General features: G+C 45.8%; 19 protein-coding genes and 1 pseudogene. 10 read left to right on the top strand and 10 right to left on the bottom strand.

Features of this window, described 5'->3' with window-relative positions:
- Positions 1-36: 36 nt before the first annotated feature.
- Positions 37-756, bottom strand: coding sequence for a beta-ketoacyl-ACP reductase (locus H735_RS13945; RefSeq protein WP_020194692.1), 720 nt, complete (start codon positions 754-756; stop codon positions 37-39).
- Between the two features lie 440 nt (positions 757-1,196).
- Here H735_RS13945 and H735_RS13940 point away from each other — a divergent pair, with 440 nt between their 5' ends.
- Together H735_RS13940 and H735_RS13935 are read left to right on the top strand one after the other, a co-directional pair.
- Complete coding sequence (locus H735_RS13940) at positions 1,197-2,681, top strand: DUF1800 family protein (protein ID WP_020194691.1); 1,485 nt, start codon at positions 1,197-1,199, stop codon at positions 2,679-2,681.
- A 5-nt stretch (positions 2,682-2,686) separates the two neighbouring features.
- Positions 2,687-4,033, top strand: a pseudogene (locus H735_RS13935) (DUF1501 domain-containing protein).
- Between the two features lie 156 nt (positions 4,034-4,189).
- Here H735_RS13935 and H735_RS13930 read toward each other — a convergent pair.
- Genes H735_RS13930 through H735_RS13920 form a run of 3 tightly spaced genes read right to left on the bottom strand, consistent with a single transcriptional unit; the run spans position 4,190 to position 7,046 of the window.
- On the bottom strand, positions 4,190-4,984 hold the full coding sequence (locus H735_RS13930) for a metal ABC transporter permease (RefSeq protein WP_020194689.1): 795 nt from the start codon (positions 4,982-4,984) through the stop codon (positions 4,190-4,192).
- Positions 4,985-4,987: 3 nt separating this feature from the next.
- Complete coding sequence (locus H735_RS13925; protein ID WP_020194688.1) at positions 4,988-5,914, bottom strand: metal ABC transporter solute-binding protein, Zn/Mn family; 927 nt, start codon at positions 5,912-5,914, stop codon at positions 4,988-4,990.
- Complete coding sequence (locus tag H735_RS13920; RefSeq protein ID WP_005439147.1) at positions 5,904-7,046, bottom strand: membrane protein; 1,143 nt, start codon at positions 7,044-7,046, stop codon at positions 5,904-5,906. Before H735_RS13920 ends, H735_RS13925 begins: the two co-directional genes overlap by 11 nt.
- Positions 7,047-7,359: 313 nt before the next feature.
- Between H735_RS13920 and H735_RS13915 the strand changes: the two genes are divergently transcribed.
- Entirely contained in the window at positions 7,360-8,013 is a 654-nt protein-coding gene (locus H735_RS13915) for a cupin domain-containing protein (RefSeq protein ID WP_005439149.1), read from the top strand.
- A gap of 69 nt (positions 8,014-8,082) precedes the next feature.
- Here H735_RS13915 and H735_RS13910 read toward each other — a convergent pair whose 3' ends face one another.
- Entirely contained in the window at positions 8,083-8,322 is a 240-nt protein-coding gene (locus H735_RS13910; RefSeq protein ID WP_020194687.1) for an HP1242/YdcH family protein, read from the bottom strand.
- A gap of 233 nt (positions 8,323-8,555) precedes the next feature.
- Between H735_RS13910 and H735_RS13905 the strand changes: the two genes are divergently transcribed.
- Together H735_RS13905 and H735_RS13900 are read left to right on the top strand one after the other, a co-directional pair.
- Positions 8,556-9,359: an SDR family NAD(P)-dependent oxidoreductase gene (locus H735_RS13905; RefSeq protein WP_020194686.1), complete on the top strand. Its 804-nt coding sequence runs from the start codon at positions 8,556-8,558 to the stop codon at positions 9,357-9,359.
- 311 nt (positions 9,360-9,670) lie between these two features.
- Complete coding sequence (locus tag H735_RS13900) at positions 9,671-10,543, top strand: B12-binding domain-containing radical SAM protein (protein WP_020194685.1); 873 nt, start codon at positions 9,671-9,673, stop codon at positions 10,541-10,543.
- 63 nt (positions 10,544-10,606) lie between these two features.
- On the opposite strand, the gene H735_RS13895 is transcribed toward H735_RS13900, so the two are convergent.
- A complete protein-coding gene (locus H735_RS13895; protein WP_005439159.1) occupies positions 10,607-11,521 on the bottom strand; it encodes a LysR family transcriptional regulator in 915 nt (304 codons plus the stop codon).
- Positions 11,522-11,626: 105 nt separating this feature from the next.
- The gene (locus H735_RS13890) at positions 11,627-12,496 is read right to left on the bottom strand and encodes an AraC family transcriptional regulator (protein WP_020194684.1); all 870 of its coding nucleotides are present in this window, start codon (positions 12,494-12,496) and stop codon (positions 11,627-11,629) included.
- A 130-nt stretch (positions 12,497-12,626) separates the two neighbouring features.
- Here H735_RS13890 and H735_RS13885 point away from each other — a divergent pair, with 130 nt between their 5' ends.
- Entirely contained in the window at positions 12,627-13,775 is a 1,149-nt protein-coding gene (locus H735_RS13885; RefSeq protein ID WP_005439163.1) for an aminotransferase-like domain-containing protein, read from the top strand.
- 437 nt (positions 13,776-14,212) lie between these two features.
- Positions 14,213-15,241, top strand: coding sequence for a hypothetical protein (locus tag H735_RS13880; protein ID WP_027726572.1), 1,029 nt, complete (start codon positions 14,213-14,215; stop codon positions 15,239-15,241).
- A 111-nt stretch (positions 15,242-15,352) separates the two neighbouring features.
- Here H735_RS13880 and H735_RS13875 read toward each other — a convergent pair whose 3' ends face one another.
- Both H735_RS13875 and H735_RS13870 read right to left on the bottom strand, forming a co-directional pair.
- Positions 15,353-15,679: a DUF4156 domain-containing protein gene (locus H735_RS13875; RefSeq protein ID WP_009706294.1), complete on the bottom strand. Its 327-nt coding sequence runs from the start codon at positions 15,677-15,679 to the stop codon at positions 15,353-15,355.
- 79 nt (positions 15,680-15,758) lie between these two features.
- Positions 15,759-16,223 carry a hypothetical protein gene (locus H735_RS13870; RefSeq protein WP_020194682.1) on the bottom strand — a complete coding sequence of 155 codons (465 nt, stop codon included), beginning with the start codon at positions 16,221-16,223 and terminating at the stop codon, positions 15,759-15,761.
- A gap of 272 nt (positions 16,224-16,495) precedes the next feature.
- Between H735_RS13870 and H735_RS13865 the strand changes: the two genes are divergently transcribed.
- Positions 16,496-17,203: a lipoate--protein ligase family protein gene (locus H735_RS13865; protein ID WP_020194680.1), complete on the top strand. Its 708-nt coding sequence runs from the start codon at positions 16,496-16,498 to the stop codon at positions 17,201-17,203.
- A gap of 61 nt (positions 17,204-17,264) precedes the next feature.
- Here the strand turns inward: H735_RS13865 and H735_RS13860 are convergent, their stop codons facing one another.
- Positions 17,265-17,693, bottom strand: coding sequence for a VOC family protein (locus H735_RS13860; RefSeq protein WP_020194679.1), 429 nt, complete (start codon positions 17,691-17,693; stop codon positions 17,265-17,267).
- Between the two features lie 252 nt (positions 17,694-17,945).
- Here H735_RS13860 and H735_RS13855 point away from each other — a divergent pair, with 252 nt between their 5' ends.
- Positions 17,946-19,415 (top strand): DEAD/DEAH box helicase, encoded by a 1,470-nt coding sequence (locus tag H735_RS13855; RefSeq protein ID WP_020194678.1) that lies wholly within the window; start codon positions 17,946-17,948, stop codon positions 19,413-19,415.
- Positions 19,416-19,627: 212 nt separating this feature from the next.
- Entirely contained in the window at positions 19,628-20,014 is a 387-nt protein-coding gene (locus H735_RS13850; RefSeq protein ID WP_020194677.1) for a hypothetical protein, read from the top strand.
- Positions 20,015-20,071 lie beyond the last annotated feature (57 nt).

Below are 20,071 nucleotides of genomic sequence, written 5' to 3'. Positions count from 1 at the left end.
GAAGGGCGTTTGTTATTTAAGCTTTTTATTCGAAGGTTAAAGCACTAACCCACCGTCAATCTTGAGCACTTGGCCTGTTATGTAGGCGCTCTTGTCAGAGGTGAGAAAGGAGACACCATTGGCGATGTCTTGCACTGAGCCCATTCGGCCTAATGGGGTTTTGCCTTCCATCATTTGAATCACTTTTTCTGGCAGGTTCTTGGTCATATCGGTTGCGATAAAGCCTGGTGCAACGCAATTGACGCGGATTTGTGCGCCTTTTCTTGATAGCTCTTTCGCCCAGCCTTTACTCATAGAAATAACGCCGCCTTTACTTGCGCCGTAATTGCTCTGGCCGATATTGCCATCCGTTCCCACGATAGAAGAAATGCTGACAATGCTGCCTGCACCTTGTTCTAGCATGACAGGAGCAACGCGCTGAGTGAGTAAGAACACCGCTTTTAGGTTCACGTCGATGACGCTGTCCCAATCTTGCTCTAACATGTCTGGCAACAGTGCATCGCGAGTGATGCCCGCGTTGTTAACTAGCGCATCGATTCTTCCATGCTGCGCTACGATACTTTCTACCACTTCGCTGACGGCTGCGGCATCACACAAATTCACTTGATAACTGCTTAGCTGCTCCGACTGGCTCCATTCCACGGGCGATATATCTAGCCCGACAACGTGGAATCCATCCTCCAGTAATTGCTCACAAATCGCTTGGCCAATACCACGAGCCGCACCAGTGACTACTGCTACTTTTTCCGGTTTCATCTTGGTCTTCCTTAAATGTTGAGATTACAAATTCGCTTGTATCCCTAGCGTTTTTTATTTTTATGCCTAGTCGCGTTACAGCTGCGCCTCTCATACGCAGGGTCTTTCATATCTTATAAAAACTATAGAAACAGTCTGGGAGTCGGATGTGAACTAATCAAGACAACTTGATGATGGTTTGCCAAATAGTTCGTTTCCGTCACCGTTCTGCCGATCAACCTGTGCAACAAATGCGCTTTTTGTTGAATAACTCGCCTTTCATTTAAAGCTCAGACGAATAATTTTTAGATTAGGCAGCAAAGTCACAGTAAACCTGTGGGTATTACATTCTTGATATCAAAAATCTGGATTACGATTTTAAAGATACAGCGTGTTTTTAAACATGGACGTGAAAAGAGACGCCTTACCTGACAAAGATAAGAATACCTACGGGAGATAAAATGAATCAGGCTTACATAGACGCAGCAAGAACGCTGCAACAATGCACGTTCGGGGGTTCCCAGCGTGACATTAATGACCTTGTTCAATCAGGAAGCATTGAAAACTGGGTCGCTCAACAAACTCTTATTCCCTCTTCTTCTTGGCTGACGCACTTTGAGCAAGATGAGCTTAACGTACCCGACTTAGGGCAAGGTTTATATTACGCCAGCAGTTGGACGCGCATGACGGTAGAAGGGCAAGACATTCTGCGCCAACGCATCGCATATACCCTCTCTCAACTGTTTGTGGTGAGCGTGAAAGATCCGGCGTTCAGTGCTGCCTCTAAGCGTCGCTACATGTGCCAATACTTTGATGGATTGCTCGATAACACTTTTGCTAACTTCCGAGATGTGATTCGTTTTGTGTCGACATCCCCAATCATGGGTGAATATCTGACCTTCGTAAACAACGTTTCTAACGAGCTCACAGCCCCAGATGAAAACTACGCACGAGAGCTGTTGCAGCTGTTCACGCTTGGCCCAGTCAAACTGCGTAATAACGGTGAAGTACGTTTGGATGCCGAAGGTAACGAAGTGGCGTCGTACACCCAAGAAGACATTGAAGAACTGGCTCGTGTGTTTACAGGTTGGAAATTCATCGACATTCGCGGTAACGACAAATACAGCCAGCCAATGGAACCGCGTGGCGAACACGACATGGGTGAAAAACGCATTCTTGGTAAGAAGTTCCCTGCCGGCGTAAGCGCAGTAGATGAACTGGAAGCCGTGATTGAACTCTTGATGAACCAAAACACGCTTTACACCTTTGTGACCAAGTTCTTCATCAATAAGCTTGTGACCAGCAACCCTAGAGCGGGCTACGTTCGCCGTGTGCGCCGCGCATTCAAGCGCTCCGATGGCGATATGCAAACGCTAGTGATCGCGATTTTAACCGACAAAGATGTCCTGCGTTCTGGCAACACTGTAGGTAAACTGCGTGATCCACTGTCTGTATTTACGCATGCGATGCGCGCGCTACAAGTAAAGCGACGTGACGGTGTGATGATGTGGCCGAAGCAGTTCAACTGGTATAACCGAACGCTGCCTCTGTCTGCCCCTTCCGTGTTCTATTACTACCAACCGGATGATGCGCCCAACCACCCTGATTTTAATGGTCTGGTTGCACCAGAGTTCAATGTTTACCAATGGCACGACATCTATCAATACGGCATCCAATTCCGCGAGTTAATCGCTCGATTTGAAGAAGAAGCCAAAGATTGGTACATGGATGAAGCGCTATTCACCCGTTACCTTGCTTTTGATGACGAAGGCGTTGTGGATTACCTCAACGAGCATTTGTTTGCTTACCAAATGAGTGAGCAAGCACGTCAATGCTATCTCGATTACCTCGCTCAGTGCCCAAGCCGCCAATCTAAGTGGCGCAAAGAGATCAAGAATCTCGTTATGAACGCACTGCTTTCACCAGAATTCATCACACAGGGGTAATCACCATGAACTTAACTCGACGTCGATTTTTACAAGCAGGTTCCGCTGGTGTGGGGATTTCTGCGCTTAACCTTGCGGCATTCCCAGCCTTCGCTGATTCGTTTAACCAATGTAAGAATGGCTATCGCGCTGTGGTTGGTATCGACCTTGCGGGCGGTAACGATGGCTACAACATGCTTATCCCAACCGCCGCTAACGCCAACAGCCAATACCGCGCGCTACGTGGCAACTTGGCTTTGGATGAGACAACCTGTATCTACTTAGACGCAGTGAACGACGAGGCCAAACTGGCACTTAACCCTGCGATGGCGGCCCTCAAACCTTATTGGGATAGCGCCAACCTTGTGCCTGTGGTGAATCTTGGCCCGTTGACTCAGCGTGTCAACAATGTGATTTACGATGAAAGCACTCGTCCGGCGCACCTGTTCAGTCACTCGCATCAATCTACTATGGTGCAGTCTCATGCCACCAAGTCACTGTCGAAAGAAGGCTTTGGCGCGAAGACATCCACAGAGCTTGGCTCTATGCTGCGCAGCTTGAACGAGTTGTCACCGATGTTTGATATTGGCGGCACACAAGTATGGACGAACTGTATTGAAGCCCAATCCAACTCCGTCGGGTCTCAGCCACCAAGTGATATTTTCAACGATCAACGCTCACGCGATCTGTTCGATAAACTGCAGAGCACGGGCAGCTACGGCAATGTCTTCCAGTCTCATTATGCGGGCGTTGCGGTCGACTCAACCAGAATGTATGAGCAGTTCAGTGCGATTCTAAATGCCGAGATCCCAGACGTATTCCCAGAAACGCGCATCGGTAAGCAATTGAAAGCGGTCTTTAAACTGTTGCTACATAAAGATCAGTTCCAACATCCTGCACAGTACTTTAGTTGTAAATTGGGCGGGTTCGATACTCACTCTGCTCAAATCAGCCGCCAAACCGGTTTGCTACAAGAACTGGCTGAAGCGATGGCCGCTTTCCAATTGGCACTAGAAAACAACGGCTTGTTTGAGCAAGTGACCACGTTTACCCATTCTGAATTTGGTCGAACTCTGATTCCGAACGGCACAGATGGGACAGACCACGGATGGGCAAGCCATGCATTAGTCATGGGCGGCGGTGTAGCCGGAAAAGCAATTGTGGGTGAATATCCAGACTTATCTGAGACGAGCCCTTACTTGCTTTCACGTGGTCGTGTGATTCCAACTATCTCTTCTGATCAGCTTCATGCGAGCTTAATGGCGTAGTTAGGGCTGTCTGAAACGGGAATTAATCAATTATTCCCTGCGCTGGATAACACTTTGACAGATTCAATCCAACCTCAGACTCTACCTCTGTTCAAATCTTGCTAATATAGTAGGAGATAAGTAACTAAGTAATCAGTTAATAACTAGCAAGGTTACTAATAAGAAAAAGCAGTGCTAAACAAAAGGCTCCGTTCACGCGGAGCCTTTTTATCATTAAGGCCAAAGTACTAGGTCAACGTTCGGTTAGATTCCTCAACGTTTTCATACCGTCTCTTCATAAACGGATTGCGCTTTTGACAGCCAAGGCTGAAGTAAAAGATTGAACAACATGCCTGCAATGAACAAGGTGATCACGATACTTGCCCCACTTGGCAAATCATAATGCGCTGATGCCGCGATACCCGACAATATCCCCACGATGCCAATACTGATGCTCGCAACGAAGAATCTTGTTCCTTTCAGTGCTGCCGCACACAAGGCCGGAATCACCAACAAGGCAAATTCCAAATAGATGCCCGTTAGCTTGACCGTAATCGGCATTAATATCGCGAAGATGAGATAGAAGCCACTGCCCTGCATAAACTCTGGCTTCACCCACACCAATAACAACATCGCTGCGGTGATTAATGCCAAAGGCCAAACATCATCCCATGTCGACCACAATAACTGCCCGTTGAGAATGCCTTGAATAAAATCGGCACCGTGCGGGTCTTTGCTCACCAGTAATATCGCCAGTGACGCCGACACCACAAACAAGCTGCCAATCATTGGCTCTAAATGCTGTTGGTAGCGCTTTTCCATTAAGGCGATCAGACCGCAAAGCAATAACGACATCACCCAAGGGCCAACCATCTCACCAAAGAAAGAACCAGAAAAGAGATCGTATTGGTTCAACCAATAGTGACTCAGCGCTGCCCCCAAGGCCGCAACTTGTGCCACCGCCAAATCAATAAAGATAATTTGGCGCTTTAACACTTGCTGCCCGAGTACCACGTTACCAACCAGAGCAATCAAGCCACACAGTACCGCTGGTAATAGCCATGCATAATCTGCCATGGCTTAGATCTTCACCGGAACAGGTTGCACGAGCACATCCAACAAGTCATCAATAACTTGGTCGTACATCTCATCCAAGCTTTCGCCATCTGAAACTGTCAGAGGCAGCTGAATCAGCGGCTTATTGGTTTGTTTCTGTAGCCAGTTTGCTGGACGCTGGTCTTGATGCGACGAGTAGACAATCGCTTCAAAAGAATCGGAGTCCAACTTAGTTAAGGATTGAAGGTGAGAAGTGGTAGGAGAAATACCCGGCTTTGGTTCGAGGTCAGCAATTTGCTCCATACCTAGCCAGTCGTATAGGTAACGGTAGGTTTCGTGATAACCCACCACTTGTTTACCCTTTAACGGCGCGGCTTTCTCATTCCACTCATTGAGCTTTTTACGCCAGTGAGCGCGGAACTTCATGCCATTCACTTGATAGCTTTGCGCGTTATCAGGATCGATGCTCTTCAAACGTTCTGTCACAGCACGCGAAATCGCAACCATGTCATTCGCCGCAAACTGCACATGTGGGTTTCCGTGCGCATGAATGTCCCCCATGCTGCGGTCGACATGATCATGAGTGTCTAACATGCGCACGAAATCGGTCGCATAGATCATGCTTTGTGAACCGTTTTGTACCGCACCATTGCTACTGCGAACTTGCAACATAGGCAACCATCCTACTTCTAACTCCGCACCAGAACACATTGCCATGTCGGCTTGGCGCATCTTTGCAATCAAAGAAGGGCGAGCTTGTACATAATGAGGATCTTGCTTGGCGGTGGTCGCGGAATAGATGGTCGCGTCTGGGGCGTGACTTTCGAGAAGGGCTTTCCATTCTGGCTCACAAACAAAGATATTAAGAGCCAAAGCAGGTGAAGAGATGATGGCAGCCCCCGCCGCCATCATCGCTAAACTGCATTTGTTTAATGTCAGCTTAGAACGCATGTGCACCGTGCGCTCCAAATGTCATTACGTATTGCAGAGTGAATACGTTGTCTGTCTCGCTGTCTTGGTTATCAATGCGAGTGTATTGCGCACGGATAGTACCGAAGTGAGAAGAATCCCATGCGATCATCGCATCCATTTCTTTATCATTCAGTGCTGTGAAGTGCATGTGGTCGCCGTGCGCGTGGCCATCGTAACTTTCTGCTTCACCGTAACGTAGACCGGCAGACCAGCTTGGGTTAAAGCGGTAAACACCCGATACGTAGTATGCGCTTAGGTTGTCTGGCGATTCAGCATCGTTTTTGTATTTGCTGTCTACCACACCATCTAGCAACATGTACTCCGCAGATAGCGTGAAATTGCTGTACTTGTAGTTACCGTCTGGCGCCCACTTCCATACAAAGTCTGCACCGTATAAGTTTTCACCCGTTACCGCAGCTGCGTGACTGTGGTCATGATCATGCTCATCTGCATGGCCGTGATCATGGTCTTCGAACTCTGTTACCTTACCGTTTTCGTTACGTAGGTAGCTCAGGCCAAACTGCCAGCTAGAAGACTCAGAAAAATCGCTGCCAAGCTTAAGTGTTGTCGTGTAAACGCCAACTTCAGAACCATCCTCAACAGAAGACATCTTGCTACCGCTTAGCGCTTCTACACCCAACTTCACATATAGGTCTGTCGGAAGAACGATGTTTGCGCGCACACCGTCATCGTAGTAATGCGAGCCAAGGAAAGTACGGTAAGCAATTGGACGCTCAACAAAGCTGTCTGTGTGCATGTGTTGGTTGTTCAGGTAACCAAAGTCAGACAGGAAGCGACCTGCACGTACATTTAAGCCATATGGTAGTGCCAGAGTCTCGATAAACGCCTCTTCAAGCATCAGCTCGGTTTCATCACCGTGGCTTTCTAGAACCGCCGTTAGTGCGCCGTGGAATTTATCATCGATGTTTGCAGACATGTTCAGCTCAGTATGACCCAGGCCAAAACCTTCTTCACGCTCTGAGTTATGACGCTGGCCATCTTGATAGTAACCGTCTAGTACCACGCCAATCTGAGGGTTCGAAAGCGTATCGGCAAAAACTGGGGAAACAAACAAGCTACCAACCGCTAAAGAGACCAATTTCTTATTCACTACGTTTTTCCTTATTTTGTTATGTTATAACACCATTTAATATTTCGCGGATGTTATAACATAACAAACACTAAAAAAAGTGTAGCTTGTAACATTTTGTAAATTTAGTTTTTATGAAAATTATCAATAACAATCATAAGGTTAATTAGAAGAATCTTGCTTCATCGTCGTACTTATTCCCATTCGCTCTGCTCTGTTGTGATCTGTCCAATACAAGCGACTAAGTGAAAATCTCGCACTTCAAGGGTTGAAAACCGACCTGTGCGAAACTACGTATACTTAAACAATACAAAGCAAACACTGGAAACACGCAATGATAAACATGGACTTTTCACAACGTTTGGTGATTAAAACTGGCGAACAAGATTGGGTAGCCAGCCCAGCCGCCGGTGTATGGCGCAAACCGTTGGAACGAGAAGCGAAAGAGTCTGGGCATACCACCAGCGTGGTGAAGTACGAGCCGAACTCACAGTTCTCGACGCACCCTCACCCATACGGAGAAGAGATACTGGTGCTCGAAGGGGTGTTTTCTGATGAGCATGGCGATTACCCAGCGGGGACTTATCTCCGTAATCCTCCGGGAAGCCAACATGCCCCATTCAGCAAAGACGGTTGCGTGATCTTAGTAAAACTCAATCAATTTGATCCTAACGATCTAGAAACCGTTCGCATCAATACCAACCAAACCGAGTGGTTGCCGGGCATTGGTGGCTTGGAGGTGATGCCATTACACAACTTCGAACACGAGCATGTCGCGTTGGTTAAATGGCCTAAAGGTGAAAAATTTCAGCCACACCGCCACTTTGGAGGTGAAGAGATCTTTGTCCTATCTGGAGAGTTTAAAGACGAACTAGGGGAATACCCTACCCACACTTGGCTACGCAGCCCTCACATGAGTGAACATTTTCCTTTCGTCGAGGAAGAAACGGTAATCTGGGTCAAGACTGGCCATTTGCCTGTCGATTAATCTAGCCCCTTTAAAAAAGCAAAACGGCTCGAACATTCGAGCCGCCATCAAAGACACTTAACAGGTCAATTAAGCGTTCATAATTTTTGAGTAAAGCCAGTCTTTTAGCTCTGCACGGTTATGTTTCATCGTGTTCATTTCGTGGTCGTCGATTGGGCTTCCTCGCAATTCTAGTTGGCGTATTTCCTTGTCGAGCGTGTTGTAGTTTTTAGCGTTTTCAGCAAACGTGGCGTCATCTGCCGTAAGTTGAGTAATGGTATCCAAATGTTCTGGGAATTCATGAGTTAATGAGTGATTTTCACCTAACATAGAGACCTCTTTGGCTGAGTACATTTCAAGTTAAATAAGCTGCTCAAATCTTAAGCAACGCTTAAAATAACCATAGCATTTCATGAGCGGTTAATTCGTCGTATCGCCCACAAAAAGACTAACAAATTCATTTTCAATATTTTCTATAAAGTGTTTCCCTCACTCTCCCAATAGTCGAACGCCAAAGATGCCACTATGATTGTTGCATATCGAATTCAAAAGGAATCTCAATTATGCAAAAAATCATCCTGATTACTGGTTCTACAGACGGCATTGGTTTGGAAACAGCAAAAATGTTAGTGGCAGATGGTCACCACGTAATTGTTCATGGCCGTAACGAAGCAAAGGTTCAAAACGTAGAGCAAAGCTTGATTGAGATGAACGCTGGCAAAGTGGAAAGCATCGTTGCTGACCTATCTTCAGTCAAAGCAGTGGAACAGATGGTTGCAGAAGTGGCAGAGCGCTTTGGCAAACTGGATGTGATCATCAATAACGCTGGCGTGTTCGCAACACCGAATTCAAGAACTCAAGAAGGTCTTGATGTGCGCTTTGCCGTTAACACCATTGCGCCATACATGCTGACAAAAGAGTTGCTTCCACTACTTGGCAACACAGGTCGTGTCGTAAACCTATCTTCTGCGGCACAAGCGCCAGTGAGCATCGAAGCCTTGATGGGCAACAAACCACTGTCAGACGGTGAAGCTTACGCTCAAAGTAAGCTGGCACTGACTATGTGGTCACGCGTAATGGGATTGCAGTTGAAAAACGTCGGCCCGATGGTGGTTTCAGTCAATCCAAAGTCATTCCTTGCCAGCAAAATGGTGAAAGACGCTTACGGTATCGCGGGTAATGACATTAGTTTGGGCGCAGACATTCTAATTCGTGCTGCACTATCGGATGAATTTGCTCAAGCGCATGGTTCGTACTTCGACAACGATATTGAAGCTTTTGCCGCTCCTCATCGTGATGCGTTGAATGACACCAAATCACAACAAGTGGTAGACGCAATTAAAGCAGTGATTGCTAAACTCGCTTAATTCAACACGGTTGATTCCTGTTAAACACCTAGCTTCGGCTAGGTGTTGTTGTTTTTACGTACTGATTTCTGTGTACCAGTTTCTAGCGTTTCTGTTTATCACGTTTTGGTCTCGTGCTTCTAAAACTGCCACCATTGCTCATTTTCAATAAAATCTAAAAACTCATTCGATATAAAGGCCAATTATCAACAAACCCTTCTCTTGTTAATCTTCAGCCATCGGGAAAAACGCCAGACTCAAACGCGTTCGTTCCCATTATCTTTCGCGAGTGATGACATCGAATCATCCCGCTTTTAACTGGAGATCCAACTATGAACTATGAGGGCAAAGTTTACCGACCATGGCCGGAATACCGCAGCATCTTAATCCAAACCACATTGGGTTGTAGCATCAACACCTGCACGTTTTGCAGCATGTTTGATGACAAACGCTTTAAGGTACGCCCTATTGAAGACGTGATTAAAGACATTGAAGAAGCGCGTCTTATCTACCCACATGTAGAATCGATCTTTTTGATTGATGGTAACGTTATGGCTGCACGTACGGATTACTTGCTTAAGATCTTCGACAAACTGCGTTCAACGTTTCCTGAGTGCAAAAAGATTTCTCTTTACAGTGGATTGAACGATTTCCGCCGTAAAACCATTGCTGAATTGAAAGAGCTAAAAGATGCGGGTTTAGATATGGCCTATTCTGGTCTTGAATCTGGCGATCGCATTGTTCTTGAGCGCATTAAAAAACGCATGTCACCAGAGCAAGCGGTCGAGGGCATGGCAATGGCGAAAGAAGCTGGCATTGAAGTGTTGCTGTCTTTCATCTTTGGCCTTGGTGGTCGTGAGCGTTCAAAAGAACACATTATTGCGACAACAGACATCTTGAACCAAATCAATCCTGAGCAAATTGCGCCTATGGCACTTGCGATTCAGCCAGGAACGGTGATGGAACAAGAAGTGAAGAATGGTGAGTTCACTATGCCAACTCAACTTCAAGTGCTTGAGGAGGAGAAATATCTACTCGAAAACTTGAATATTGATACCTTCTACTGGGGCGACCATGGTAACAACATCGTTCCACAAAAAGGTTGGTTGTTGGATTCACGCGAAGATTTTCTGAGAAACATCAATCACGCGATCGCATCTAACCCAATGGCAAAAGACAACGTCATCCAGACTTTCTCTTGGTAGTCGTTCTCTTTCTCGCTAAATGAACACAATAAAAAACGCTTTCCGATTGGAAAGCGTTTTTGTTTATTTCTGATGGGTAGCCAGTTCGGTTTCCCAGTAAGGTGGCTGCCCGTAATACTCGGCAAAGTAATCAATAAAGGCACGAACCTTAGGTGCGATCAAACGTGAGCTAGGGTAAACCGCCCAAATGCTGGCGTTCATCACTAATGGGTAGTCTTCCAAGATTTCGACTAACTCACCGGCTTGAAGCTGTTTGTAGACACTCCAAATTGAGTTAATCGACACACCAAGCCCATCAATACAAGCGTCACGCATCGCATCGCCGTTATCGGTTCTAAAGCTTCCCGAAGCGCGCATCGCATAATGACCATCTGGGGTTTCAAACACCCAATTGTCCAATCCCATTAGCGTCACGCATTCATGCTCAGCAAGTTCTTGCGGTGTTTTCGGCGTACCGTGCTTTTCTAAATACTCTGGTGAAGCAACAATGATGCGACGATCTGGTGCTAGTTTGCGTGCCACCAGCGTTGAGTCTTTCAACTCTGCAAGACGAATCGCGACATCAAACCCGCCTTCAACCATATCAATAATGGAATCGGAGAAACGAAAATCCACCGTAAGCTCGGGGTAAGCCGCCATAAAGCCTTTGAGTGCAGGCACAAGATGCAAACGCCCAAACGATGCCGGAGCCGTTACTCGAAGCGTGCCGGTTGGTGCGCTATGACCAACTCCTACCGCACCTCGCGCCGCTTCTACCGTTGCAAGCACTTCTTCAGCGTGTGGCAAAAATGCCTGACCTTCTTCCGTTAATGAGACCTTACGTGTGGTTCGGTGCACAAGGCGAACGCCTAGCCCTTCTTCCAACTTATTGATGTGAGCACTAGCAACGGCTGGCGATAATCCAAGCTCTTGTCCTGCCATGCTGATGTTGTGCGTTGATGCCAAACGAACGAAAAGCTTGAGATGTTCTATATTCATTTCATTTTCAACTTATTCTATAAAGTCCGACGTCAATGTCGGGCATTTTCATCTGACACAATAGAAAAGCATTGAACGTGAAGCAAAGCTTTTTAAAAGAAATTGTTAGAAGAAACTGATAGGCAAGTAGAAATCTAATTCAAACGCTTCTTCATGATTTAAAAAGTGGTTTTGATGATAATGCACATACGCAGGAGTCGAGCGTTGTTTGAAGCCCGAGTTTGGTAACCATTTCTCCAACACCATACTGATTTGAGGAAGCAACTCACCATACACACCAGTCAACCTGAACACCGCATGTAAGCCACCCGGTATGATCATCTGGTTCACTACGCCGCGATACTTAAGCGGTTTATCAATGGCCATACAGGCCACATAGCGACATTTGTCCAACTCAACCCAAGCCGGATTGGAATGATGTAAACCATATTGGGTAGAGAAGTCTCGGTTCTCTGAATTGGCCCACGCTTTAAGCACCAGCCAAGCATTACGAATAGAACGGTTATAGCCTTCATGACGAACATAAGCAGCAAAGCGTTGGGGCACTTCAACAATCTTTGGCTCAGGTAAGGTACGCTTCGCGACTCGATGGTAACCCGCCGCCACTTCTGGATCTTTGAGATACGGCTTTTCCGCGACATGCAAATCATGCTTACGCCAAGCACCGGGCGACATATCAAACGTGGATTTAAAGGCACGGCTGAATGACGACACCGAGCTAAATCCACACTTATTAGCAATCTCTAATACCGACGATTTGGTATCGAACATCAACTGATTTGCTGCGTATTCCATTCGTGTACGACGAATGTATTGATGAATCGACTCCCCTACCACATCTTTAAAAATACGGTGGAAATGCTGCTCAGAATACGCTGCTACATCGGCTAGCTCTTTAGCGGATAATTCTCTGCTAATGTCTTGGTGAATGTAGAACAGTACGTCATTGATTCTGGAAACCTGTTGCTGACTCATAATTTAGCGTTTGATTGAAATAGCATAAATGGACATGTTTAACAGCATAAATGGACACACTTAAGTTAGCAAATCCCATGTACTATCTTCTGAATAAAACCAAAATTAAAAAATACGAGAAACACAACACATGGAAATCGCACAGTCACTACAACAAGTAAAGTCATCGTACATTCGAGAGATCCTCGCTGCCGCTAGCGATAAAAACGTCATCTCGCTTGCTGGCGGTTTGCCAGACGAGAAGACCTTCCCAATCGACTTAATGAAGCCGACGCTTGAAAACTTGGCCAACATGCCAGAGGTGTTCCAATACGGCTCAACCGCAGGCTATGGACCGCTACTGAGCTTCCTAAACGGTTACTTCAAGCTTCCTGAAACACACACAGCGATGATCACTACAGGCTCTCAGCAAGGTTTGGATTTGATTGCACGTGCTTATGTGAACCCGGGTGACAAAGTGGTAATGGAAGCCCCAAGCTACCTTGGTGCGATGCAGGTTTTTGGCTTGGTTCAAGCAAACATCGTGACGGTTTCTCAAACTGAGTTCGGTCCAAACCTTGAAGAGCTAGAGCAGTGCTTCGCAGAGCAAAAGCCGAAGATGTTCTATGCAGTGCCAGATTTCCATAACCCAACGGGCGTATGCTGGGCACTAGAAACGCGTCAAAAGGTTGCAGAGCTTTGTATTCAATATAATGTGGCTTTCATCGAAGATGCACCATACCGCGAGCTGCGTTTCTCTGGTGAAGCTTTGCCTTTGGTGTCTGATTTCTGTCCACAGAACTCTATCGTACTGCGTTCATTCTCTAAGATTGCATCACCAGGTCTTCGCATTGGTGTGGTTACGGGTAAAACTAGCTACCTAGAACCGCTGATTAAAATCAAACAAGGTGCCGATCTGCACTCAAGCGTACCGATGCAAGCCCTACTGCACGGCTTGCTTCAACATGACAACTTCGAAACCCACATCAGCACCATTTGTGAACTGTACAAGTCTCGCTACGATGTGATGTATGCAGAGCTAGAAAAACAGCTTCCCGCAAGCTGCGTCCTCAAGCCTGTTGATGGTGGTATGTTCGTATGGGTAGAGATCCCAGAGTGCGATACCTTTGAGCTGGCAAAATCACTGCTTGCTAACGGTGTGGCGGTTGTACCGAGCCCTGTCTTCTACCCAGAAGGTTCTGAAGTGAAAGCGGCACTGCGTCTTAACTTCACCAATGCAACACCAGAAGAATTAAAAGTGGCGGTAACACGCTTAGCTGACGTACTCAACGCGCTGTAATAAAAATTACACCTTAAAATCCAAATACCTGCCTTTGAGATGCGAATTAAGTCTCAAAGGCAGCGTTTCAAAAAGTTCCCAAAAAAATTTATTTTTTTCTCTCAAAATCAACTCTCTACGTTAAGTGTCTGTTTTCGCTTGATCCTCGCACTGTCGCAAAAAATAGATCTCGATCACGAATTTGAAGCCTTGAAAAGTTACGTCTATCTTTCAGAAAAAAGACATCGACCTTGCAGCATCATCTGCGAATTCAAACACTTTTGATCGTGACGGCTTATCACTATCGAAAGTCGAGCTGAAACCATCAGCAATGCAGTCTTGTGAAGATGAACGTGGCGAGGACGCAATTACAACCATTCTGAATGTCGCTATACCAATCCACGATTGGACTTATACACGTCGGCTTAGCGCATCATATTACAGAGGGGTTTATCAGGATGAACAATCGACCATCGAAAGGACTCGTCGTCACTGGCTTGTCCGCCATGCTTTCTCTCGCTGCGATTCAAACCGCACAAGCGAGCAACTCACCAAACTGTAGCGACGTATTAGCCGGCAACAAAACTGCTGCGTCGCAGAAAATGACTGTCTTGCTGGGTGAAGACATCACCCAATCTAACCTCATCACAACGGTGGTTCCGGCCAAAAACAATCCGTTTGTTACCGAAGAGTTAGTAACAGTTTCAAACAACGTCTCACCTAACGGTTTACTGCCGAAAAAATCATTAGAAGAGATCAAACAAGTTCGTGACAACATTGAGAAAGCGGGCATTGAAGTCAGCAAACTGCAAGGTACGTTTGAAGTGGCGTTTGTCAACCTAATCGACGGACACTGCCAGTTCTCAACCAACAAGCTCACCACAAACGCGAAGATCGACTTCGACCACTTAGAAGGGTTGTCTGCTTATTCTATCCCTGCGCTACTCGCTATGGTTGATAAATCTTATGCAATGGCAGAAGCTCGAATTGAAGAAGAAAAAGCGCGTGTTGCGGAAGTTGAGCGCGAGAAAGAACGACAAAGAGAAATGGCAGCTGCAGCGGCGGCCGCTCGTTATCAAGACGCGAACGTACTTGTTCGAGTGGAGAAGTTTGATGGCTCTAACGTTACCTTCTCAGTGACTAACTTAGCCTCTGACGGTGAGTTACAACCGAACTTTAATACCTTCAGAGCTTATCAAACCGACAAGGGCGAATTGATTTACAAATCTGAATCTTTGTTGAGCTTGGTCGATCAGGAAGGTAATGGCCTAACGACGATTGGTATTGCTGAGCTTGGCCCACAAGCTGGCAAAGATTTGACCATCTCTCCAGGAGAAACTCGTCAGTTCATTACCAGTATCGAATCAGAAGTCGCACCAGAAGCTAAGCTAAGCCTAGAGTTCCCGGCAAAAGTTCTGAACACCGATGACGCTTTCTCTCTGTCCTTTACGGATTCAGTTGCCATGGCGACTGCAGGGCTGAACTAAATCGCAGGGCAGAACTAACTAGCATCCACGGCTTGTCCCTTGTCGTTTCTTGCTATGCCTTGAAGGCAAATACTAAAACGAAAAAAGCAGACATTAACGTCTGCTTTTCTTTTAGTTCTGACACTGATACGCGTTAGCGAACATGGTCACTGAGCTTGAGAAACCAAGTGGTTGATACAAGTAAAGGGTATCTGCCCCCAGCTCTGCTGCTTTAATGCGCATTTGGTTTAGTGTGCCCCAAACCATGTCTTTGTCTGCATGAAGCCAGTAATCATAAAAGTGGCCTTCTGAGCCCATTACTGTGCCTAGGTGCTGACAGTTTGCGATTGCGTTTACATCATCCCAAATCACTTTCACTTGCTCGGACTCTTGCGTTGGGAAGGTCACGCAGCCAGTTAACAACGTTGCTAATGCTGCAGCAGTCATTAACTTTTTCATAATTTCATCGCCTTAGAATTAAATAGTCTGCGGATTCTATTTATCACCCAGACGATGACCAACAAATTATTTTTATGCTTTACATAACAGCCTGTTTAGGTGCTTTTGTTGGTCGTTTTAATGCTCTTGCATCTCGAATATTCAACGTCATCAAAGTCAAATTGATGAACCCAGCAACTAACTCCACGATTTGAACCACGTAAAAAGTGGTATCAAAGCGCCCAAGTTCCGCTAAGTGATGAAGGTAAATGGCTGATGGGACAAGAATCAAGATGCCGTTCAACGCAACGAAAGGCATACGCTTTTTCTTCGCCGCAAATGGGCCCTTCTCTACATTCGGAGCCATCTTAGACCCCGTAATACCAGCTGCCGCCATTAAAGGTACTACAGCCCAAATCGCATAAGAAATATAGGTTTTGACGAACAAGATAGCTTGGTGATCACCAAATAATTCAACCAACACGGAACTAATAAAAAAGCTCATGATGAGTAGGTATGCACTGATAGAGCTGAGTCGATGAGCTAGGCTGAGTGACTTTTTCATAGCGATATTCTCTTTTTCGATTTGATTTGATTTGATTTGATTTGATTTGATTTGATTTGAGTAGCGTTACAAAATAAAGATTACACAACAACCATTGCGCAAGCAACATTTGCATTAAAAACAAATTGTAAACCTGACTCGGCATTTGCGCCTGAAGGTTTTAACTTAATGTTTTTAATGAACATTTACTTTCAAACAAAAACAGAGTTGTGATTGGATTTTGTGACGAAATTGGAGTAAAACTGAAGGGTAGATGAAAAGAGGAACTGAATTTGGCTTCCAAAAATAAACTGATCCGCTATCAATCCACTGAAGTCGCAGATGTTTTCAGTAAAGAAGATGAGCTGATCAAACTCGTGCAGACGGATCAACTCTCTCAAGTCTTATTGTTGTGGCAAGTGAAAAGCCCAACGCTCGTCCTTCCTGCAGGAAAGAAGTGGCCTATTTCAGACGAGCTTGAACAAGGCCTTGAAGAGACGAACTGGAAGCTATTCTCTAGAAAAACTGGCGGCGCACCCGTACCTCAAGTTCCTGGAATCATTAATCTATCCCACATCTATCATTGGCCAGTAGGTCAACCATACGACATCAAAAAAGCGTATCTGGACTTATGTTCTGTCCTAGAGGTTTTCTTTGAACAACTTGGTGTAAAGGTTGATGTGCACGCAACACCCAACTCCTATTGTGACGGTGACTACAACCTAAACATCAATGGACAAAAAGTGGTGGGAACCGCACAACGAGTCTTACTGAAGAAAGGCGGCGGGCAAGTGGTGCTCTCTCAGGCCTGTATACTTATTGATGCGGACGTAAAAAAGATCGTTGAACCTGTGCAGTTATGTAATCGCCTTTGCGGGCATAACGATGATATTCGCGGCGACGTGCACACTCCCCTATTCAATCATATAGAAGAAAGGCCAGATACTGACGCGCTGTTCCAACTGCTAACTCAAGCCTTTTTGGATCACGCCAAGCACTAACCTAACTCTTAAGAGCAAGGTACACGCTCTATACCTTGCTCCATCCTTAATTCAATAAATACTACTGAGTGTAATCATTTCGTTCGCTGTCTTTATCTGACAGATACTCGACAAACTCAAACTGCATCCCATGATCTTCCAAATAATAGACGTTTTTACGAAATGGGTGTTCCGCGCCCCAGTGGTCAAGCTCATAACCCACTTCTTTTAATCGAGCGACAAGCGCATCAACATCTGCAACGACGATGCCGAGGTGCTTCATGCCAGTAAAATGTGTCGTCCAATGCCCAGCATCACCAGCTCCACCATCGGAGATCGCAATGTAAGAATGTTCATCTCCGACATGAAACCATTCGATAGGACGTCCAAACCAGTCATCAAGCTTACCGCTGCCACGGATTGTCCACTCTGGAATAGCGGTGGTTAAAAATTCAATGGTTTTGCGCGCATTTACGACGGAGATATTGGCGTGTTCAACATAGCTTTTCATAACGTTGTTCCTTGTTAATTTGGGTTATCGTTTTAGTTTTCCTTTTGCTTGTTAAACACTCTAAAACCTCAAGCAAACTTGAGGTAAATACTGCATTTTAACGCTGTCGTGAGAAATGAGATCTGCTTCAAAAAATTATCCATGACAGAAATAGTTGAAGCTAACGCCTAAAAGCCTCAGAATGTCGCACTTTTCGCGTCGTACATAAATTCGACGCCTTGTTATCTAACTCGACAATTGAGAATCATACATATGGGTTTTACCTCGTTAGGTCTATCTGCTCCAATCCTTAAAGCTATTCAGGAAAAAGGCTACGACACCCCTTCGCCAATTCAGGCACAAGCAATTCCAGCTGTTTTGGAAGGGAAAGACGTGATGGCAGCAGCACAGACTGGTACAGGTAAAACGGCAGGCTTTACGCTTCCGATTCTTGAACGTCTGTCGAACGGTCCACGTGTACGCAGCAACCAAGTCCGCGCATTGGTGCTAACGCCAACTCGTGAGCTTGCGGCTCAGGTGCAAGAAAACGTGTTCATGTACAGCCGCCACCTACCTCTAACGAGTGCAGTGGTATTTGGTGGTGTGAAGATCAACCCGCAAATGCTTCGCCTACGTAAAGGTGCGGACGTATTGGTTGCAACACCAGGTCGTCTATTGGACCTATACAACCAGAACGCAGTGAAGTTCGACCAACTAGAAATGCTGGTTCTAGACGAAGCGGACCGCATGCTAGACATGGGCTTCATTCGCGACATTCGCAAGATTCTTGATTTACTGCCAAAGCAACGTCAGAACCTTCTGTTCTCTGCGACTTTCTCTGATGAAATCCGCGATCTTGCAAAAGGTTTGGTAAACAACCCTGTTGAGATTTCAGTAAACCCTGCAAACTCAACAGCACGCACTGTAGAACAATGCATCTACCCAGCAGACGTGAAGAAGAAAGCGCCAATGCTGGTCAAACTGATCAAAGATGGTGACTGGAAACAAGTATTGGTATTTACCAAAACCAAGCATGGCGCAAACCGCTTAGCGAAGTTCTTAATCGACCAAAAGATTACAGCTGCAGCAATTCACGGTAACAAGAGCCAAGGTGCACGTACTAAAGCACTGGCTGACTTTAAATCTGGCGAAGTTCGAGTGTTGGTTGCAACCGACATCGCTGCACGCGGTATCGATATTCCTCAGCTTCCTCAGGTGGTTAACTTTGAGTTGCCAAAAGTAGCTGAAGATTACGTTCACCGTATCGGCCGTACTGGTCGTGCTGGTGAAGTGGGCAAAGCGATTTCTCTAGTGTGCGCACTTGAAGCATCAGAGCTGTTTGCGATTGAACGTTTGATTCAACAACTGCTTCCTCGTAAAGAGCTAGAAGGCTACGCACCAACTAACGTATTGCCAGAGTCGAAGCTTGATACTCGCCCTATCAAGCCAAAGAAACCGAAAAAGCCTAAGAAGCCAAAGGCAGAAGGTGAAAACGGTCAAACTGCTGAGAAGAAAAACAGCGGCGGTAACAACAAACCAAAGCGTCGTTTCAACAGCGACAACAAAAACGGTAAAGGCGAAAACAAATCAGGCAAAGGCGGCGCTGGTAAGCCAAAAGGCAACCGTGACGGCCAAGCTCGCTCAAACGGCAAGCCAGCAGGCGCAAAGCCTTCAAACGGTAAACCGTCAGGCAACAAGCCATCAGGACAACGTCGTAAGCCACGTCCGCAAGTAGCTAAGTAATTTGATACCGAATTAAAACGACAAAGCCGCTGACAATCTCAGCGGCTTTGTTTTATCTGCCATCTAGAGAAAACCGCGACCTTTTTCGCTTTCTTTCCTCAAATCATAAAAACCTGTGACTTTCCCCTCTATATTATTCACAAGACAATTGATTATCAGACTTTAGAAGTGATATTCATATGTATGCATTTAACTGATGAGAGGTGTTGTCAATGATTTCTGCACAAGATTTTCAAATTAAGCAATCCCAGTTTTCCTTTAAACAAGATCATTATCTTTTGGAAAAGATAAAAGGAATACGTGTAAAAACGAACACATTTAAAGACCATGCCTTACGTATCCTTTGCATCGGAACAATAGTCTCAAGCGTCGTTTGGATGGTTTGCCCTGAATCACTTGGAGCTTTTACCGCCCCTTTTGCCTTCGTTGTGGGCATAATTGCTGCCCTCAATTCAACAAAAAAATACGAGCTACAAATTGAATTCCAACATGTTGATGGAACTGGCTTACAGTGGGTATCCGTAGCTAAGAGCAGCAATCAAAAAGTCAAAGACGTCTTTAAAGAACAAGTCATTAAAGTAACAAGCCAGCTCAGTTAATCAAATAACTAGCACCCAAAGGCATGTTGGGTTATCTCAAACAGCCCGTCGTTTGAC

The organism is Vibrio owensii CAIM 1854 = LMG 25443, from assembly GCF_000817815.1.
Classification (GTDB): domain Bacteria; phylum Pseudomonadota; class Gammaproteobacteria; order Enterobacterales; family Vibrionaceae; genus Vibrio; species Vibrio owensii.
Note: the sequence above shows the minus strand (reverse complement) of the source record. Positions and strands in the feature narration are given on the sequence as shown.

Excerpts from the sequence above, each read along its gene's own strand:
- H735_RS13930 (WP_020194689.1), bottom strand. The coding sequence starts at position 4,984 with ATGGCAGATTATGCATGGCTATTACCAGCGGTACTGTGTGGCTTGATT.
- H735_RS13870 (WP_020194682.1), bottom strand. The coding sequence starts at position 16,223 with ATGAAAAAGTCACTCAGCCTAGCTCATCGACTCAGCTCTATCAGTGCA.
- H735_RS13890 (WP_020194684.1), bottom strand. The coding sequence starts at position 12,496 with ATGAGTCAGCAACAGGTTTCCAGAATCAATGACGTACTGTTCTACATT.
- H735_RS13925 (WP_020194688.1), bottom strand. The coding sequence starts at position 5,914 with ATGCGTTCTAAGCTGACATTAAACAAATGCAGTTTAGCGATGATGGCG.
- H735_RS13885 (WP_005439163.1), top strand. The coding sequence starts at position 12,627 with ATGGAAATCGCACAGTCACTACAACAAGTAAAGTCATCGTACATTCGA.
- H735_RS13945 (WP_020194692.1), bottom strand. The coding sequence starts at position 756 with ATGAAACCGGAAAAAGTAGCAGTAGTCACTGGTGCGGCTCGTGGTATT.
- H735_RS13880 (WP_027726572.1), top strand. The coding sequence starts at position 14,213 with ATGAACAATCGACCATCGAAAGGACTCGTCGTCACTGGCTTGTCCGCC.
- H735_RS13940 (WP_020194691.1), top strand. The coding sequence starts at position 1,197 with ATGAATCAGGCTTACATAGACGCAGCAAGAACGCTGCAACAATGCACG.
- H735_RS13855 (WP_020194678.1), top strand. The coding sequence starts at position 17,946 with ATGGGTTTTACCTCGTTAGGTCTATCTGCTCCAATCCTTAAAGCTATT.
- H735_RS13895 (WP_005439159.1), bottom strand. The coding sequence starts at position 11,521 with ATGAATATAGAACATCTCAAGCTTTTCGTTCGTTTGGCATCAACGCAC.
- H735_RS13875 (WP_009706294.1), bottom strand. The coding sequence starts at position 15,679 with ATGAAAAAGTTAATGACTGCTGCAGCATTAGCAACGTTGTTAACTGGC.
- H735_RS13860 (WP_020194679.1), bottom strand. The coding sequence starts at position 17,693 with ATGAAAAGCTATGTTGAACACGCCAATATCTCCGTCGTAAATGCGCGC.
- H735_RS13915 (WP_005439149.1), top strand. The coding sequence starts at position 7,360 with ATGATAAACATGGACTTTTCACAACGTTTGGTGATTAAAACTGGCGAA.
- H735_RS13850 (WP_020194677.1), top strand. The coding sequence starts at position 19,628 with ATGATTTCTGCACAAGATTTTCAAATTAAGCAATCCCAGTTTTCCTTT.
- H735_RS13905 (WP_020194686.1), top strand. The coding sequence starts at position 8,556 with ATGCAAAAAATCATCCTGATTACTGGTTCTACAGACGGCATTGGTTTG.
- H735_RS13900 (WP_020194685.1), top strand. The coding sequence starts at position 9,671 with ATGAACTATGAGGGCAAAGTTTACCGACCATGGCCGGAATACCGCAGC.
- H735_RS13910 (WP_020194687.1), bottom strand. The coding sequence starts at position 8,322 with ATGTTAGGTGAAAATCACTCATTAACTCATGAATTCCCAGAACATTTG.